Genomic DNA, 19,134 nt, shown 5'->3' with positions numbered 1-19,134 from the left:
TTCCTGTTCACTCCTTTACTGTGCATTCTCTTCTGCCTTTTCCTGCAGCGTTTCAGCCTCCTGCTTCTGGATCTGCCTGTCATATGCTTTGACAAACGGAATATAGATCACAACATCCAGTGCAAACAGGACACATCCCCAGAATAATCCACGTATGCCATAAGAAACAAGATTATTGACAAAGAAAGGAACGAATCCGCCGGCGGTGGCACCTGTCGCATAGCCCATGAGGCCTGTTTTTTCCAGCAGCCAGGTACCCCAGACAGCGATGGATGGTGTCAGAATCACCCAGGGAATGAAGAAAATGGGGTTGAGAATCATTGGAAAGCCGAAGTAGATAGGCTCATCGACGCCAAACAGAGATGGCAGCAGACCAAGTTTGGTAATCGAACGGTTGGCAGTAGATTTGCATACGATCAGTGCAGCAATGACAAGCGGCAGAGAACCGCTGCTGTAGCTCAGAATCGTGCCGGTCACCATGTGAGGCAGAGGCTGGCCAGCCTGGAAGGCAGCCAGATTTTCCATCTGCAGCTGAGTAAACAGAAGTGTAATCACCGGGCCGATGGTCATGCCGCCATGAATGCCCAGAAACCACATCAGATACAGGACGACCATGATGATCCACAGGCCAAAGATATTGGCGCCAAGTGCCTGCAGAGGAAGGGAAACAACGGCATAGACAGCCTGCTGCATGGAGCCTACAGGTGTTGCTGCAAAGATCATTCTGACAATACCGGCAAGAAGAATAGAAATGGTACCCGGAATGAGAAGTGTAAACTGAACTGCAATGTTGGGCGGTACGGAGTCCGGCAGCTTCACAGAAAGATTTTTTGCTTCACAGAACTTGAAGATCGCACCAGTTCCAAAGGCAATGAGCAAAGCGGTAAACATACCGGCAGAGCCAAGCCATGACATCGGCAGGGTGGCACTGCTGTAGGCATCTGCTGCCTCTGTATACGGCGTTACAATCAGAAAGCAAGCCAGAGCAACAATAGCAACGCCAAGACCACCGCTCTTTTTCAGATTGTACGTATGGGCAAATTCATAGGCAGTCAAAGTAACTACATATACTGCCAATAACCCTACCGTAAAGTTATAAATAGCACCAAGAGCACCATACAAAGGTGTTGACTGCAGCCATGCCTGATAGCCGCCAATACTGATTCCTTTGAACAAGGAAGCAAAACCACCGATCATCGTTACCGGCAGCATCCGCATGAATGCATGCTGAATAACCTGCAAAAACCGAATGCCGGCAAACTTAGCCGAAGCATCCACCAGCCGATCCGTAAAACTCTTCTTCGTACTCATCTCTGTCCTCTCCTGAATGATGAATCATTCACACCACAATACCGTTTCACTTTGTCCATGACTGCAAAAGCCTGATCAGAGCTCTTCACGGGCAATCAGTAAGCGCTTACCTGACTCCCACATTCTATCACTGATGAATCATGAGTCAATGTTATTTTTTATTATTTTAAATTGTCATTCATTTATTTCATTTCTCATTTTATGCATCATCATTCAGTGCTATCATGATGATCAGTGAGGTTAACGCATGAATATCATCACCCGCATGGACTCCCTGGTGGCATCCTATACTGCCACTGACCGAAGAATCTATGAAGCCATCAAAAAGTTCCCAGACCGTTTCGCTTCTGACTCGATCCGTAATCTTGTCCAGTATCTTGGCATCTCTCAGCCAGCCCTGACAAGATTTGCCAAAAAGCTTGGCTTTTCCGGCTTTCTGGAATTTCAGTATCAGTTTCGTCAGGATTACTCCGCTGTCAAAACAGACAAGATACCGGAAAAGCGCAGTGAATTCTTCAGCCAGTATCTGCAGAACACAGAAAACAGTCTTGATCCTGCGGTTCTTCACACTCTCGGCCAGCGGATTTACAATGCACGCATGACGTATTTTACCGGTTACTCTATTGCCGGCCTGCCCGCCAGATACATCGGCGGATTCAGCAGTCTGGGCATGCTGGTATCAGGCGTCTATGTTGCCCCGGACGATCTGCCTCTTGGCTTTGCAGGAGATGAGGTGCTGCTGATCTATTCCGCCATTGCCGGCGACAGATTCCGCACCTACCTTTCCATGCTTTCCCGCATGGAGCATAAGCCCTATATTGTCATGATCACCATGAATGCAAAGCATCCCCTGCGCAAATTCACCGATCAGCTCATTGTCCTGCCAGAAGCAGGCATCATCAGTGACAACACCTCCGCCATGCCCGAAACCATGGAATTTCTGATGTTCACAGATCTGCTCATCCAGCAGATTCAAAATCTTCCCAAAACAAAGAAATAAATTGAAAAGTGGCAGAACCAGTATTGTCTGATTCTGCCGCTTTTCTATGCTTTTAACAGTGATTTTTACTGGTTGACTCTTCTCTTCCAGTACTGTCCTACCGGTTCATCTGCCCTGTCTTTGGTCCATGGTACTTCATGCCGTTCAAAGTAGCCGATCACTTTTCCTTCTCTGACCACTGGCACAAACCATTCCCGTTCACCGGTCTTGTTGTTATACGCCTCAAACATTTCGTTTGTTTCACCATGGTCTGCTCTGTCCAGGAAGGCTTTGATTTTATTCTGCGAGTTTGTGTTGTGGCAGTTGAAGATCGATGTGCCGATGACAACCCTGTCTCCATAACGTTCCTTTGCTGTCCTGTTCAGCCAGCGGATGGTGTGGGTACGGTCACAGAAGACCACTTCATAGGGCAATGCATCAAGGATTGCCCTGTATACTGTTTCGTCCAGTTCCATATTACTTGAAGTAATCGACTGCACCCTTGAACATCAGCTCTTCGGTGTTGATGTCCGGAACGTTGGCATACAGGTTCTTACCGGATCTTTCGGCATGGCCCATCTTACCCAGGATTCTGCCATCCGGAGAAGTAATGGCTTCTACAGCCTGGAAGGAATTGTTCGGATTGAAGCGGATATCGTTGGTTGGATTGCCATTCAGATCACAGTACTGTGCTGCAATCTGTCCGTTTTCCTTCAGCTGCAGGTACTGTTCCGGATCAATGACAAATCTGCCCTCACCATGAGAGATCGCCACTGTCTTGACCTCACCTGGTGTGAAGTAGCGGAACCAGGGTGACTTGTTGGACGCAATTCTTGTGTCAACAAGCATGCTCTGGTGTCTGCCGATCGTATTGAATGTTAATGTCGGGGCATGCTCATCCGGTTCTGTAATCTTTCCATACGGCACAAGACCAAGCTTGATCAATGCCTGGAAGCCATTGCAGATGCCAAGCATCAGGCCTTCACGCTCATTGAGCAGCCGTTCCACCGCAGCCCTGACTTCCTGATTGCGGAAGAATGCCGTAATGAACTTGGCGCTCCCCTCCGGCTCATCGCCGCCGGAGAAGCCGCCTGGAATGGCAACAATCTGACTGTGATCCATCGCCTTGGCAAAACCTGTCACAGACTCTCTGATCTGTTTGGCACTGCGGTTGCGGATGACAAAGATTTCTGTCTCAGCACCGAACTTTTCAAATGCTCTGGCCGTATCCCACTCACAGTTATTGCCCGGGAATACCGGAATCAGTACATGCGGCTTTTCACACTTGTAGGACGCATGCAGGAAGTTATTGGCATGATAATTGACCGGATCATAGGTCTTGACTTCTGTCTTGTTGAGATACGGGAAGACATCCTGCAGCTTGCTTTCCCAGGCAGCCTGCAGCTCATCCAGACCAATCTCCACATCCTGCATGACAAGACGATAAGTATCGGTGGTCATGCCGACAAGCTGGGCACCTTCGATCTCTTCCTCAGTCTCAAACAGGAAGGATCCGCTGGCATCCACAAACAGCTTCGTATCATCAAAGCCCTCTGCTGCCTTGAAACCCAGGTGATTGCCAAGCGGGCACTTCAGCAGTGCATCCGCAATGCCATGCGGACCAAGTGCCGTACAGGACAGCACATTGCCATCATGAATCATCTGCTCCATGGCATCCATCGTATCACGCACACTCTGCCATACCGGCAGGCCGTTTTCATCATAGTCCGGCTTCAGCACATACAGATAATGCCCTGCCTCTTTCCACTCATCCGATACAACCTGATCCGCCTTGGCAAGAGATACCGCAAAGGCAATCAGCGTCGGCGGCACATCAATATCATCAAACGTACCGGAAGAAGAATCCTTTCCGCCGATGGCCGCCACCTGCAGCTCCTTCTGTGCCTGCAGAGCACCCAGCAGTGCTGCATACGGACGGCCCCACTTCTTCGGTGCCGTGCAGCGGCCAAAGTACTCCTGGAAACTCATCCAGGCATGATGGCGGCTGCCGCCGGCTGCCACAATCTTACTCAATGCATTGATCACAGACTTCTGGGCACCCTTGAACGGAGAAGCTGACATCTGATACGGATCAAAGCCCCAGCTCATCAAAGATGCCGTATTTGTCTCACCCTTTAACAGCGGAATCTTGGCAGCCATCGTCTGAATCGGGGTCAGCTGCCTTCTGCCGCCAAACGGCATCAGTACAGTACCCGCACCAATCGTTGAATCAAAACGCTCAGACAGACCGATCTGTGAACATACATTCAGATCACTGGCAAAGGAAAGAAGCTTTTCCTTTGTCGGCACACAGGTTTTGTCTTCTTCCGGCTTGTCTGCCTCAACAATGACATCGGTATGCTTCGGGGCACCATTGGTATCCAGGAATGCTCTGGACAGGGAAACAATCGAAACACCATCCAGGTTCAGCACCATGCGCGGCTCTTCGGTTACCACTGCCACAACCGTGGACTCCAGGTTTTCCTTGTCCGCCAGCTGCTGGAACAATGGTGCATCCTTTTCTGCCACAACCACAGCCATACGCTCCTGGGATTCCGAGATCGCAAGCTCTGTGCCATTAAGACCCTTATACTTGACCGGCACCTTGTTCAGATCGATGATCAGACCATCGGCCAGCTCACCAATGGCAACCGATACACCGCCGGCCCCAAAGTCATTGCACCGCTTGATCAGGCGCGTTGCTTCAGGATTGCGGAACAGTCTCTGCAGTTTGCGCTCTTCCGGGGCGTTACCCTTCTGTACTTCAGCACCGCATGTTTCCAGAGAATCATCATTGTGTGCCTTGGAAGAACCCGTAGCACCGCCGCATCCATCTCTGCCTGTACGGCCGCCCAGCAGGATCACGACATCACCTGGCTCAGGCCGCTTGCGGATGACATTGGCAGCCGGGGCAGCCGCAATGACCGCACCAACTTCCATTCTCTTGGCAACATAGTTGGGATGATACAGTTCCTGGACAAGACCTGTGGCAAGACCAATCTGGTTGCCATAGGAGCTGTATCCATTGGCTGCTGTTGTCACGATCTTTCTCTGCGGCAGACGGCCCGGCATCGTATCCTCAATCGGCGCCGTCGGATCGGCTGCACCCGTGATGCGCATCGCCTGATACACATAGGAACGCCCGGACAGCGGATCACGGATCGCACCGCCAAGACATGTCGCCGCACCGCCGAACGGCTCAATCTCCGTCGGATGGTTATGCGTCTCATTCTTGAACATCAGCAGCCAGTCCTGCTGCTCACCATCCACATCCACCTTCATCTTCACCGAGCACGCATTGATCTCTTCACTCTGGTCCAGATCATCCAGCCTGCCGATCTTCTTGAGATACTTGGCACCAATCGTACCAAGATCCATCAGGGTAACAGGCTTAGCCTGCCGGCCGGCATAAACGGTCTCCCGCAATTGGGCATATTCCTTTGCCGCATCTTTGACATACTCTGGTTCAATCTCAATCTTGTTCAGACGTGTATTAAAGGTTGTATGACGGCAGTGATCCGACCAGTACGTATCAATCACCATGATCTCGGTGAGTCTTGGATCACGCTTTTCTTCCTCTTTGAAGTACTTCTGCAGAAAGATGATATCTGCCAGATCCATGGCCAAGCCATGGTCCTTGATAAACTTTGCAAGGCCTGCTTCATCCAGGCTGCAGAAGCCATCCAGCACCGGCGGCAGCGGCGGTTTCTGATAGGAATCCTGGATCGTTGCCGGTTTCAGAAGGGAAGCCTTTCTGGCTTCGACCGGATTGATCAGGGTAGACTGAATCAGTTCCTTTTCCTTGTCCGTGAACTCACCCTTGATGTAATAGATTCTGGCTGTGCGCACCAGCGGTCTTTCCTTGCCAGTGGCCAGCTGAATGCACTGGGCACAGGAATCTGCTCTCTGGTCAAACTGACCAGGCAGATATTCCACTGCCAGCACATAGTCATCCTTGTCCGGGGCCGGTGCTTCCTCATTGTAGTAATGATCTACCTGAGGCTCAGACAGAATGGTGCGGGCTGCCAGTTCAAAATCCTTTGGATCAATATTCTCGATGTCATAGCGGTTGACAATGCGCACCGCTTCAACCGGTCTGCGCAGAGCTGTCTCAAGATCTGTGCGGACACCCTCTGCCTCAGTTGCATATGCTCTTTTCTTCTCTGAAAAACCACGATATACCGTCATTACAATACCTTCCTGCCAATATCATGGCGATAATGCATATTCTCAAAGCCGATCTCATCTACGGCCGCATATGCCTTCGCCAGTGTTTCCTTCAGATCACTGCCAGTGGCCATGATGCCAAGCACACGGCCGCCATTGGTATAGAACTTTCCATTTTCCTTCTTTGTGCCAGAATGATACACATACACACCCGGATGCTGGCCATTCTCATCCAGGCCATGGATTTCATAGCCCTTCCTGTAGCTTTCCGGATAGCCGCCGCTGGCTTCCATGATGCAGGCCGCAGCTTCATCAGACCACTCAATATCCAAGTCCGCCAGCTTTTCATCATGCACAGCCTGCATGATTGTAAATAGATCACTCTTTAACAGCGGCAGGACAACCTGGGTCTCCGGATCACCGAAACGGCAGTTGTATTCCACAACCTTCGGTCCATCCTTGGTTAACATCAGGCCAAAGTACAGCACACCCTTGAAGGTGCGGCCTTCCTTGTTCATGGCATGCATGGTCGGCACAAAGATCTTCTCCATGCATTCCTTTGCAATCTCTGGTGTATAGACAGGAGACGGGGCAATGGTGCCCATGCCGCCGGTATTGAGGCCCTTGTCGCCATCATCGGCACGCTTGTGGTCCATGGACGATACCATCGGCACAATCACATGGCCATCGGTGAAGGAAAGCACGGATACTTCCGGTCCTTCCATGAACTCTTCCACAACCACTTCATTGCCGCTGGCACCAAACTTCTTGTCGACCATCAGTTCCCTGACAGCAGCTTCTGCCTCTTCCTCATTCTGCGCAATCAATACACCTTTGCCCAGGGCAAGGCCATCCGCCTTGATCACCGCCGGCCATGTATTTCTCTTCTGCAGATAGGCAAGCACATCAGCTGGATCGGTGAATACTTCATAAGCAGCTGTCGGAATGCCATACTTCTTCATCAATCCCTTGGCAAACACCTTGCTTGCTTCAATCTGGGCTGCTTTCTTGTTCGGGCCAAAGCTTGGAATGCCGGCTGCTTCCATGGCATCCACCATGCCAAGAGCCAGCGGATCATCCGGCGTCACCACGCAGAAATCAACGCCATTGTTCTTGGCATAATCCACCATGCCATCCACATCGGTGGCAGTGATATTCACGCATGTGGCAAGGGAGGCAATGCCGCCGTTGCCAGGTGCACACACAATTTCATCAATACTTTTATTTTTGGAAAGCGCACGGATCACGGCATGTTCACGGCCGCCGCTGCCAACTACCAATACCTTCATGATCACATCTCCTCAATGATGGAACAGGCGCAGACCCGTAAAGGCCATGACCATGTCATACTTGTCAGCTGTCTCAATGACATTGTCATCCCGAATCGATCCGCCCGGCTCAGCCACATATTTCACGCCAGACAGATGGGCGCGCTCAATGTTGTCGCCAAACGGGAAGAACGCATCAGAGCCAAGTGAAACATTCTTCAGCTCTTTCAGCCAGGCAAGCTTTTCTTCCTTTGTGAAAGGCTCCGGCTTTCTGGTGAAGAACTGTTCCCAGACACCATCCGCCAGGACATCTTCCGGATGTTCTCCGATATAGTTATCAATGCAGTTGTCACGGTCTGCTCTTCTGATCTTTTCCACAAATGGCAGCGAAAGAACCTTTTCATTCTGACGGAGCCACCAGTTGTCAGCCTTGGAGCCAGCCAGCCTTGTGCAGTGCACACGGCTCTGCTGTCCTGCCCCGATGCCAATGCACTGGCCATCTTTGGCATAGGCAACCGAATTGGACTGCGTATACTTCAGGGCAATCAGCGAGATCATCAGATCACGCTTTGCTTCTTCCGGCAGATCCTTGTTCTTTGTCACAATATTGCTGAACAGATCTTGGGAGATCACGGAGTTGTTGCGGCCCTGCTCAAAGGTCACGCCAAACACCTGCTTGTGCTCAATCGGATTCGGTACATAAGAAGGATCGATCTGAATGACATTGTACTTACCCTTCTTCTTTGCACACAGGATTTCCAGTGCTTCCTGGGTATAGCCCGGGGCAATGACGCCATCGCTGACTTCTTTCTTCAACAGAAGGGCCGTTGCCTTGTCGCAGATATCAGACAGTGCCGCAAAGTCACCATAGGAGCTCATTCTGTCAGCGCCTCTTGCACGTGCATAGGCACAGGCCAGCGGGCTGAGATCGACATCGTCCGTGAAGTAGATCTGCTTGTCGATGTCAGACAGAGGAGATGCCACGGCAGCGCCGGCCGGTGATACATGCTTGAAAGATGCCGCACTAGGCAGGCCCGTGGCTGCCTTTAACTCTTTGACAAGCTGCCAGCTGTTCAAAGCATCCAGAAAGTTGATATAGCCCGGACGGCCATTCAACACTTTCACAGGAAGATCAGAACCATCCTGCATATAGATGCGGGCCGGTTTCTGATTCGGATTCATGCCATACTTCAGTTCCAACTGATTTGCCATCTCATTCTCCTTCGTTTTTATTGAAAATCTGTGTTTCTGTTTCCCCTGTTTCCAGATTGATCTGTCTGGTAAACAGAGACACTTTGTTATCCTGATTCAGACTCTGCCAGATATGCTGGCCAAACAGTGAAAAGTTCTCATGGACCATTGCCCAGGATACCGGCTCACCGGCAAAGGAAGGCAGCGGATTGCCATCATCCTGATACGTTGTGATCACACGGCCGCTGCCCGGGGCAACATGGCTGTAAGAGAACGTGAAGCGCAATGTGCTGCTTTCATCTCCATCATCACTCTTCAGAATCGACATCGTTAAAGAATCACCCTTGACAAGTGCTGAAATGCGCGGTGTCCAGTTAGGACCATCCGGTTCAAAGGTACGTGTATCCAGTGCTTCTTCAAAACTCTTGCCATCCTTCAGGAAATCCAGAATGGTATCGGTCTGATCGCCATTGGTCACAATCGTATTGTCCTGGAAGACTCTGACCGGATGATAAATGATCAAAGATGGATCAGAGCACCGGGAAGGATCAAAAGCCTGGGTGCGGATCCCGTCATCGGTTGTCACAAAGATCCGGTTGCGGCTGTTATCTGAACGTCCCATGATCCAATAGGCAATGCGCATCTTCTTTCCACATGGTGTACGGCCAATGGCAATGCCCCGGCCCGGATATGTCTTTGCCTGCAGCCAGGCATACAGATCAACTGGTTTCATGACTTTTTCTCCTTTTCAATTCTCTCGGCAAGATCGGCCGCCGCCTTTGGCAGCAGAATCCATTCTGCCTGTTCCATCACCCGCTTCTGCAGCACTTCCGGTGTATCACCCGGCAGAATTTCCACCGCTTTCTGGGCAATGATCTGTCCGCCATCAGGGATCTCATTGACATAGTGCACGGTTGCACCGGTCACCTTCACACCCCGCTTCAAAGCTGCCTCATGCACATGCAGGCCATAGTAGCCTTTGCCGCAGAAAGAAGGAATCAGGGATGGATGAATATTGATGATGCGCTTTGGATAGGCCGCAATCACACGCTGGCCAAGGATCGACAGGAAGCCTGCCAGGATGACTTCTTCAATGCCATTGTCTTTCAGCAGGGAAAGCATGGCCTGATCATAATCCTCTGCACTGGCATAGTCTTTTCTGCGGATCACGGCTGTCTTCTTGCTGAACTTCTCAGCCCTCTCCAAAGCATAGGCATCCGGGCGGGATGAGACAACCAGCACAATCTGGCCATACGGGATCTTACCGTCTTTCTCCGCATTCAGCAGAGCCTGCAGATTCGTACCGCCGCCGGACACAAGAACTGCAATCTTTGTCATCTGAATGTCACCGTATGGCTGCCTGGCACCATTTCACCAATGACATAGGCAGGCACATTGCTTTCTTTCAGGGAAGCCAATGCAGCCTCGACATCTTCCTTAGCCACGATAACCATCATGCCAATACCCATATTGAATGTATTGAACATGTCATGTTCAGAAATGCCGCCTTTCTTCTGGATGAGATCAAAGATTGGCAGGATGGGCCAGCTGCCCTTTGTCATGCAGGCAGACAAGTTTTCACCAAAGGCTCTTGGCATATTCTCATAGAAGCCGCCGCCGGTAATATGGGCGATGGACTTCACGTGTACCTTATTTAATAAAGAGAGCACCGGTTTGACATAGAGTTTTGTCGGTCTTAACAGCACTTCACCAAGCGGCGCCCCAAGTGCTTCCCTGTACTGATCCAGCACCGCCGCATTGTCAATGCCGAATACCTTTCTGACCAGAGAGAAACCATTGGAATGCACACCGGAAGATGCCAGGCCAATGCATACATCACCAGCCATGACACTGTTTTTATCCAGGATCTTTTCTTCTTCGACCATGCCTACAGTAAAGCCAGCCAGGTCATATTCGTCTTCCGGCATCAGGCCTGGATGCTCAGCTGTTTCCCCGCCGATCAAGGCACAGCCGGATTCCTTACAGCCGTTTGCAACGCCTTTGACAATGGCCGCAATCTTTTCCGGCTCATTTTTTCCGCAGGCAATGTAGTCCAGGAAGAACAAAGGTTCTGCACCGGCACAGATGACATCGTTGACGCACATGGCAACGCAGTCAATACCAACGGTGTCATGCTTGTCCATCAGGAAGGCAATCTTGAGTTTGGTGCCGACCCCATCGGTGCCGGATACCAGCACCGGCTTCTTCATGCCGGCAACCTTCGGCGCAAACAGACCGCCAAAGCCGCCGATTGTATCCAGCACTTCCTCACGGGCAGTGGATGCCACATCCTTCTTCATCAGTTCAACCGAACGATAGCCGGCTGTCACATCCACACCGGCATCCTTGTAGCTCTTTGAATAACTCTTATCCATTACTTTGCAAACTCCTTCTGGATGCCGGCATCCTTGGCAATGACGCCATCGTGCATTCTGACACGCTCATCAGCTAATTTCTTTGCAAGATCCTGATCGCCGACGGCAAGGATTTCAAGTGCCAGCCAGGCAGCATTCTTGGATCCATCGATGGCAACGGTCGCAACCGGAATGCCGCTTGGCATCATGACAGTCGCAAGCAGTGCATCCGTACCCTCCAGGGCTGCACTTTTCAGCGGTACGCCAATGACCGGCAGGGTTGTATGAGCTGCCAGCACACCAGCCAGTGCAGCGGCCATGCCGGCACCGGCAATGATGACGCCAAAGCCATTCTCTTCAGCCTTTTCTGCAAAAGACGCTGCCTCCACAGGCGTGCGGTGTGCACTGTAGACATGCACTTCATACGGTACCTCAAACTGATCCAGTACGGCGGCAGCCTTCTTCATGACAGCAAGATCGCTGTCACTGCCCATGACAATCCCAACTTTTTTCATCTGTTCTCCTTTGTCCATAACAAAATCAGCCCATGGATACTCCATGGGCGTAATGCGTGTTGTGAAATGATGGCAGAACTGCTCCATCAGCGTGGAAAGGGCGCGGTACATCAAACCAGTCAAGCAAAGAAACCGCCATAGTCCCAACCTTCCTTCCCAAACTGCCAGTCAATGCCAGATAAAAACCAAGGTAATATTAGTAAAAAACACCGTGATTGTAAAGGGAATGGGAAACACCGTGAAAGGCGGCATTACATTTTTTCATAAAAGAGGATGTCGGCAGAGCAGAAATGCATATTTCTTCAGGAAATACGGAATGTTTTGACTACAATAGAGGCATGACCAGCAAGTATTCGCAGAAAATTCAGGCGCTGACAGAGATCTGTCTGGATGTACGCCATCAGGAGGATGACAAGGTCAGTGCGGCTTCTGATGTCATCATTGAAGCCGGCAAAGCTTCCCATGATCATTACCTGCAGGGAATCGGCATCTATGCCCGCTGCTTCGTGCTGTACCGCAACGGCCATACAATGAAGGCCAATCATGATCTGCGCAAAGCTCTGAGCCATCTGTCGCATACCCGGGCATGGCCGCAGCTCATCAGTACGCTGAATATGATCGGGCTGATATCGATGCGTATTGGCGATACTGCCAGTGCCATGGAATCCTTTCTGCAGGCACTTACGATTGCGGAACAGTACAGTCAGACAGCCGATATCGAACTGCTGAACATCAACCTGACAGATGTCTGTCTGCGGGCCGATGCTTTCGGCAATGCCTATGCATACATTCTCAAAGCGGAAAGCCTGCTGGACAGCCTGAAGCAGAGTGAGCGCTATGTGGAGTTTGCCTGCATTGCCATAGGCGAGGCAGCCCTGCTTGCGATGTTTACGCACCAGGATGAAGATGCCAGAAAGCACATGAAGCTGCTTGATGATCTTGTGCGGAATCATCCCGAGGCAGCGGATAATCCGGTGCTCAAGATTCTGGAGCTGTACAGCATCAAAGACCCTGTCAGTGCACATACATGTGCAGTGCGCCTGCTGCCGTTTATGAAGCGGAAGGATATCCAGGATGAAGGCGGCACCGAGTTTCTCTTCTATCTGCGCTATCTTTCTTCTCACGGCTTCAAGGAAGAATTCCACCAGATCAGCACCTACTTCATCCGGTCACTGAATGAAGAAAGTATGCCCGGGGATATTATTCCAGCCCTGCAGGAGATTGTTGCTTTTGAAGAGGCAAGCGGCCAGAGAGAGAGCTTCCTGCATGATCTGCAGCTGCTGTGGAAATATGCAAGAATTGCAGATAAGGCATCCCGTGAATCCATGATTCACTATATTGAAACAAGAAATACACTGCGTGATACCATTCGTCAGAATCAGATTCTGACTCACCTTGCGGATACGGATCCGCTCAGCGGCATTGCCAACCGGCGATATCTCAGCAAAGTAGCTGATGAATGGTTTGAGACAGCACGCACAAAGAATATTCCTTTTGCAGTCGAGATGATTGATATCGACCACTTCAAGACGATCAATGATACAAAGGGACATGATGCCGGTGATGCGGCCATCCGGATCATGGCAGGATGCCTGCAGAATATTCATGATGGCACAAAGATCTTTGTTTCAAGGTATGGCGGCGATGAGTTCATTGTTCTCTATCTTGGCATGACCTTTGACCAGGTAAAGGAAAAAGCAATTGCGCTGCGCGACAGTGTTTCTGCCGCATCCACAAAGGCAGGCATTCCAATGACCATCTCCCAGGGAATCGTCCATCATAAAATCAGGGCGGACAACAAAATCTGGGACTATACCTCAAATGCCGACTACGCCATGTACTATGCCAAAAAGAGCCATCCCGGTGCAATCATGATCATTGACCACCAGAAGGATCTCCAGCATCCTCTTTATGAAGATTAAAGGGCTGTAACAGTTGAATAAGCTGTTACAGCCCCTTTTATGATCTTGCTGCAGTGATCTGCTCAGTCTTCCAGTGCTCTTTTAAGCACCTTCTCTACCTTTTCACGCGTCTCGGCTTTCTTTTCACCAATATGCGCCTCATACAGCTTCTCATGACCAATGAACATGCTTGGATTTGCCATATAGTCATACTGATCGGCAATCTCCGGATGTTCATATTCATCCACTTTTTCAAACTGTACCTTGGCATATTCAGGATGTTCCTGAATGAGCTCCTGAATCACTTCATCCGCCTGCCGGCAGTAAGGGCAGGTATCCAGATGGAAATACATCACTTTCTGCATATGTGCACTCCTTTGTTTACAGACAAAGCTTAGCAGAAGATCCACCCGAATAACAGTTTAATGACCATCCGGCCGCAGAACCTCCTGCACCATCCTGAGATATGTCTGCTCAAGTTCAATGTCAGAGGACATCGTCGCCCAGCACTGCAGGCATCCAATCAGCAGGGTCATTTGCAGCTTCATGATCTCTTTTACACTGAGATCCGTACGGATTCTGTTCTGTTCAATAGCGCGCTGATAGATCGCAGAGATCATCTCACGCGTCCATTCGTTCGGATGCGGCCTGCTTCTGTCTCCTTCCACAAAGCTGCTGGCAAGGTTCATAATCATCGCCTTGCGCACAACCTCTTTGCCAAGTCCTTCAAAATGCTGTGCACTCATACTGCAGAACTTCAGAATCTGCTCCCACGGATCCGCAATCTTCATCAGCTCTACGGCCAGCTTTTCCCCACTGTATCCGGAAGGACGGAACACATCCCGGATCAGATCCTCCTTGGAGTCATAATAATAATAGAACGTATTCTTGGAAATTCCTGCTGCTTTGGCAATCTCATTGACCGTCACATTGTCATATCCCTTTTGCCGGAACAGAGACAGCGCCTTCTGCCGGATCTCCCTTTTCTTGTCATTCTCACTCATGCATGCGTATTTATAACATATATTTTAAACTCTGTAAATATACTTATATGCCCGCATTGACACTGATATATTACCAGAGTAATATATCGAGGCAAAGGAGTAAAGATTATGTTAAAAGCATTCCGCTATCTGAAGCCATACTGGCTCAGTGTGCTTGCCATTATCGGGCTGATCTTCGGTCAGGTGCAGGCTGAGCTTGCCCTGCCGGACTATATGTCCGATATCGTTACCTATGGCATTCAATACGGCGGCGTCAAAGAAAGCGTGCCGGAAGCCATGCGGGCATCCACCCTGCAGCATATGTCATACTTTGCGGATGACGCTGCGGATGCCTGGACCATTGTTTCAAAGGGGGACAGTGACTACGAAAAGGAATATCCAGCCGCAAAGGAAGAAGACATTGCCGTTCTCAAGGATGGTGCCTCTCCTTCTGATCAGGCAAAGAAAGCATTCCTGCTTGTATCTCTGCTGGACTCTGAGGAGGTCCTGAAGCAGTTAAATATGACATCCGCGGATCAGCTGTACGCTGCCATGGATGCAAGTCCCGCCATCAAAGAGCAGATTCTGTCCACAGCAGATGAAAAGATCTCCGGCTTTACCGAGGAGAACCTCACCAGTGCTGAGATCATGGCAGTCAAAAGTGAATACACAGCCCTTGGCATGGATATGGCGCATCTGCAGTCTTCCTATATCCTGAGTGAGGGCGGAAAGATGCTGGTGATTGCAGCACTGGGATCACTGGCCGCAATGATTGCGGCTTATCTGGCCTCCCGCACCGCAACCGGTGCCTGCCGTGATATGCGCAGAGATGTCTTTGCCAGGGTGGAATCCTTTTCCAGTGAAGAATTCTCCCACTTTTCCACTGCCTCTTTGATTACCAGAACAACTAATGATATTCAGCAGGTGCAGCAGGTCATCACGATGATGCTGCGGATTGTGCTGTTTGCACCGCTGATGGGGCTGACATCCCTGCTGAAGGTACTGCGCTATCCCGGTATGTTCTCTATCCTGCTGTGGATTATCGCTGCCATCGTCGTACTGATGCTTGTATCCTTCATCCTGGCGATGCCCCGCTTCAAAAAGATCCAGCAGCTCGTTGACAGGCTCAATCTGGTCACCAGGGAGCAGCTGGAGGGAATGCTTGTCATCCGTGCCTTCAACAACCAGAAGACGGAAGAAAAACGCTTTGATGCCGTAAACAAAGACATCACCAGCGTCAATATCTTTGTCAACCGCCTGATGGCAGTGATGATGCCGGCCATGACCTTTCTGATGAGCTTTGTGTCCGTGCTGATCATCTGGTATGGTGCCAGGCAGATCGATGCCGGCACCATGCAGATCGGTGCCATGATGGCCTTCCTGCAGTATGCCATGCACGTACTGATCTCCTTCATGATCGTTGCGGCCATCTTCATCATGATTCCCCGTTCCTCCGTCTCTGCAAAACGTATCTTTGAAGTTCTGGAAACAAAGCCAACCATTCTGGATCCGGACAACCCAAAGCAGATGCCAGAAGAAGCAGAGCCGATTACCTTCGATCATGTTTCCTTCCGCTATCCCGGTGCTGAAAAAGATGTGCTGGAGGATATCAGCTTCACTGCCAACCCTGGTGAAACGGTTGCTTTCATTGGTTCAACAGGCTCTGGCAAGAGTACGCTGATTAATCTGATACCACGCTTCTTTGATGTCACCAAGGGTGCCATCTACTATGGCGATACGGATATCCGCGAAGTGACCCAGCATGATCTGCGTGAAAAGATCGGCTATGTGCCGCAGCAGGGCGTTCTGTTCTCCGGTACGGTCCTCTCCAACCTGAAGTACGCTGATCCCAATGCCGGCAATGAGGCGGTAAAAAATGCTCTGGCGGTATCACAGGCACAGGAATTTGTCAGCCGTATGCCGGAGGGAGTGAATACGCCTATTGCCCAGGGTGGTACGAATGTTTCTGGCGGTCAGAAGCAGCGTCTGTCTATTGCCCGTGCTCTGACCCGGTCAAAAGCACAGATTCTGATCTTTGATGATACGTTCAGTGCGCTGGACTATGCAACAGACGCGAAGCTGCGCAGTGCGCTGCATGAAATGGTTCAGAAGACAAAAGCTACCGTATTTATTGTTGCCCAGCGGATCAGCACAATCCGTCATGCGGACCGGATTGTCGTGCTTGATGAAGGCAGAGTAGCCGGCATCGGCACCCACGAAGAGCTCATGAAAGACTGCCGTGTTTATCAGGAAATTGCCCGCAGTCAGCTGAACCAGGAGGAACTTGCCAGATGAGTGAAAGAAAAAACAGGCCAATGATGCACGGTCACCATGGACCGATGGGGCCGGGTGAAAAAGCCAAAAACTTCAAGGGCACCATGGGCAGGCTGCTGAAATATCTCAGGCCATTCTGGATGATGATGCTCCTTTGCATTCTGTTCAGTGTCATCTCGACTGTCTTCACCATCATCGGGCCGAAAATCCTCGGCAATGCAACAACAAAGCTGGCTGAAGGCATCATGGCAAAGTATGCCGGCAAGGGCAGCATCGACTTCTCTGCCATCTTCATCATTCTGCGCAATCTGACCATCATCTATCTCGTTTCCCTGCTGTTCTCCTATCTGCAGGGCTGGATCATGGCCGGCATTTCCCAGAAAGTCACATATAACCTGCGTCAGGAAATCTCCCGGAAGATCAACCGTCTGCCTCTGAAGTACTTTGACCATCAGACCCATGGCGAAGTACTGTCACGCATGACCAATGATGTTGACACGGTTTCCCAGTCACTGACCCAGTCTCTCCAGCAGATTCTTTCTTCTCTTGTGACCGTCATCGGCATCCTGATCATGATGTTTACGATCTCCGTGCCTATGACAATCATGGCCCTGGCCGTTGTGCCGCTGTCCGGCATTGCCGCCGCCCTCACCGTCAGAAAGTCCCAGAAATACTTCACGGCACAGCAGAATATGCTTGGGGAAGTCAACGGTCATATTGAAGAAATGTACGGCGGCCATCTGGTGATGAAGGCCTTCAATGGCGAAGAAGAATCGATTGAAAAATTTGACAGGCTGAATACAGGTCTGTACCAGAGTTCCTGGAAAGCACAGTTTGTTTCGGGGATTCTGCAGCCCGTCACATCGTTCATTGGCAACCTGGGCTATGTCGGCGTCTGCGTACTGGGCGGCTGGCTGGCGATTCACAACGGCATGGCAATTGGTGATATCCAGGCATTCATCCAGTATGTGCGCAGCTTCAACCAGCCGATCACCCAGACTGCCCAGATGATGAATATTCTGCAGTCCACCGCAGCAGCAGCTGAGCGTGTATTTGAATTCCTGGATGAAAAGGAAGAAGAACCAGATACGGCAGATCCTGTTTCCATCCGTGATGATCAGGGCAGGCTGCAGATCCGCGGTGATGTGGACTTTGACCATGTAAGCTTTGGCTATGATCCGGACAAGATCATCATCCATGACTTCAACGCGCACATCAAAGCAGGCAGTCAGATCGCGATTGTCGGTCCAACCGGTGCCGGCAAGACAACCATTGTCAAACTGCTGATGCGCTTTTATGACCTCAACAGCGGTGATATCAGGATCGACGGCATCGATACAACAAGAATGACAAGACAGGATCTGCGTTCCTGCTTCGGCATGGTTCTCCAGGATGCCTGGCTGCATTCCGGCACCATCATGGAAAACATCCGCTATGGCAAAATGGATGCCAGTGATGACGAAGTCATCAAGGCAGCCGATGAAGCCTACGTGGATCACTTCATACGCACACTGGAAGACGGCTATCAGACCGTCATCGATGAATCCAGCACCAACATCTCCCAGGGACAGAAACAATTGCTGACAATAGCAAGAGCCTTCCTGAGCAATCCCCGCATCCTCATCCTGGATGAAGCAACCTCCTCGGTAGATACAAGAACCGAAATCCTGATCCAGAAAGGCATGGAAAACCTCATGAAAGGCAGAACATCCTTTGTGATAGCCCACCGTCTTTCCACCATCCGGAATGCCGACATGATCCTTTGCATGGACCATGGCGACATCGTCGAAACAGGCACTCATGAAGAACTGTTAGCTAAAAACGGCTTCTATGCCAAGCTCTACAACTCACAGTTCCAGGATATCAGCTGAACTAACAGGAATCCTGAAAATGGGATTCCTTTTTTCATGCAGGATCCACACATACACTGACCAATTGCCGCGTTCAGAAAGAGAAAGAATCCAATGCAGAATACAGCAAGACAAAACACCAATCACCCTTCATTCACAAACACCATTTCATCTCTGCAACAATTCATTTCTGATACAATACCTTTGTCCAACGGAAGGAGCCTAAAACTTGTATTTTTTGACACTATGCCAGAAAGTTTTACTCCGCACGGCATAAACACTGAGGTTTTCAGCAATTCTGGAAATACGACACTCCAAGAAAGCCAGATTTTCACTTTTGC

At 50.4% G+C, this 19,134-nt stretch carries 15 protein-coding genes; 4 read left to right on the top strand and 11 right to left on the bottom strand.

Annotated elements, in window-relative coordinates:
- Positions 1-15: 15 nt before the first annotated feature.
- The gene (locus MOZ60_RS06520) at positions 16-1,311 is read right to left on the bottom strand and encodes a PTS sugar transporter subunit IIC (protein WP_370596060.1); all 1,296 of its coding nucleotides are present in this window, start codon (positions 1,309-1,311) and stop codon (positions 16-18) included.
- Positions 1,312-1,558: 247 nt separating this feature from the next.
- On the opposite strand from MOZ60_RS06520, the gene MOZ60_RS06515 reads away from it, so the two are divergent.
- Complete coding sequence (locus tag MOZ60_RS06515) at positions 1,559-2,311, top strand: MurR/RpiR family transcriptional regulator (RefSeq protein ID WP_370596059.1); 753 nt, start codon at positions 1,559-1,561, stop codon at positions 2,309-2,311.
- A gap of 65 nt (positions 2,312-2,376) precedes the next feature.
- On the opposite strand, the gene MOZ60_RS06510 is transcribed toward MOZ60_RS06515, so the two are convergent.
- From MOZ60_RS06510 to purE, 8 genes are read right to left on the bottom strand one after another with little or no spacing between them, the layout of a single operon-like run.
- Positions 2,377-2,766, bottom strand: a complete 390-nt coding sequence (locus tag MOZ60_RS06510) for a transcriptional regulator (protein ID WP_370596058.1) — start codon at positions 2,764-2,766, stop codon at positions 2,377-2,379.
- A 1-nt stretch (position 2,767) separates the two neighbouring features.
- Positions 2,768-6,478, bottom strand: coding sequence for a phosphoribosylformylglycinamidine synthase (locus MOZ60_RS06505; RefSeq protein WP_370596057.1), 3,711 nt, complete (start codon positions 6,476-6,478; stop codon positions 2,768-2,770).
- The gene (gene purD / locus MOZ60_RS06500) at positions 6,478-7,746 is read right to left on the bottom strand and encodes a phosphoribosylamine--glycine ligase (protein ID WP_370596056.1); all 1,269 of its coding nucleotides are present in this window, start codon (positions 7,744-7,746) and stop codon (positions 6,478-6,480) included. Before purD ends, MOZ60_RS06505 begins: the two co-directional genes overlap by 1 nt.
- A 12-nt stretch (positions 7,747-7,758) precedes the next feature.
- Complete coding sequence (locus MOZ60_RS06495; RefSeq protein ID WP_277634761.1) at positions 7,759-8,937, bottom strand: phosphoribosylaminoimidazolecarboxamide formyltransferase; 1,179 nt, start codon at positions 8,935-8,937, stop codon at positions 7,759-7,761.
- 1 nt (position 8,938) lies between these two features.
- Entirely contained in the window at positions 8,939-9,649 is a 711-nt protein-coding gene (locus MOZ60_RS06490) for an IMP cyclohydrolase (protein WP_370596055.1), read from the bottom strand.
- Positions 9,646-10,254, bottom strand: a complete 609-nt coding sequence (gene purN, locus MOZ60_RS06485) for a phosphoribosylglycinamide formyltransferase (protein ID WP_277654803.1) — start codon at positions 10,252-10,254, stop codon at positions 9,646-9,648. Before purN ends, MOZ60_RS06490 begins: the two co-directional genes overlap by 4 nt.
- A complete protein-coding gene (gene purM / locus MOZ60_RS06480) occupies positions 10,251-11,291 on the bottom strand; it encodes a phosphoribosylformylglycinamidine cyclo-ligase (RefSeq protein ID WP_370596054.1) in 1,041 nt (346 codons plus the stop codon). Before purM ends, purN begins: the two co-directional genes overlap by 4 nt.
- Positions 11,291-11,785 (bottom strand): 5-(carboxyamino)imidazole ribonucleotide mutase, encoded by a 495-nt coding sequence (gene purE, locus MOZ60_RS06475; RefSeq protein ID WP_108775687.1) that lies wholly within the window; start codon positions 11,783-11,785, stop codon positions 11,291-11,293. Before purE ends, purM begins: the two co-directional genes overlap by 1 nt.
- Positions 11,786-12,075: 290 nt before the next feature.
- Between purE and MOZ60_RS06470 the strand changes: the two genes are divergently transcribed.
- Positions 12,076-13,707, top strand: coding sequence for a GGDEF domain-containing protein (locus tag MOZ60_RS06470; RefSeq protein ID WP_370596053.1), 1,632 nt, complete (start codon positions 12,076-12,078; stop codon positions 13,705-13,707).
- Positions 13,708-13,769: 62 nt separating this feature from the next.
- On the opposite strand, the gene MOZ60_RS06465 is transcribed toward MOZ60_RS06470, so the two are convergent.
- Complete coding sequence (locus MOZ60_RS06465; RefSeq protein ID WP_277009354.1) at positions 13,770-14,051, bottom strand: thioredoxin family protein; 282 nt, start codon at positions 14,049-14,051, stop codon at positions 13,770-13,772.
- Positions 14,052-14,108: 57 nt separating this feature from the next.
- The gene (locus tag MOZ60_RS06460; protein WP_108775654.1) at positions 14,109-14,690 is read right to left on the bottom strand and encodes a TetR/AcrR family transcriptional regulator; all 582 of its coding nucleotides are present in this window, start codon (positions 14,688-14,690) and stop codon (positions 14,109-14,111) included.
- Between the two features lie 108 nt (positions 14,691-14,798).
- Here MOZ60_RS06460 and MOZ60_RS06455 point away from each other — a divergent pair, with 108 nt between their 5' ends.
- Positions 14,799-16,964: an ABC transporter ATP-binding protein gene (locus tag MOZ60_RS06455; RefSeq protein ID WP_370596052.1), complete on the top strand. Its 2,166-nt coding sequence runs from the start codon at positions 14,799-14,801 to the stop codon at positions 16,962-16,964.
- Positions 16,961-18,814 carry an ABC transporter ATP-binding protein gene (locus MOZ60_RS06450; protein ID WP_370596051.1) on the top strand — a complete coding sequence of 618 codons (1,854 nt, stop codon included), beginning with the start codon at positions 16,961-16,963 and terminating at the stop codon, positions 18,812-18,814. The genes MOZ60_RS06455 and MOZ60_RS06450 overlap by 4 nt, the downstream gene beginning before the upstream one ends.
- The last annotated feature ends 320 nt before the right edge of the window (positions 18,815-19,134 follow it).

Origin of the sequence: Grylomicrobium aquisgranense, assembly GCF_033971865.1 — a bacterium.
Taxonomy (GTDB): domain Bacteria; phylum Bacillota_I; class Bacilli_A; order Erysipelotrichales; family Erysipelotrichaceae; genus Bulleidia; species Bulleidia massiliensis.
Note: the sequence above shows the minus strand (reverse complement) of the source record. Positions and strands in the feature narration are given on the sequence as shown.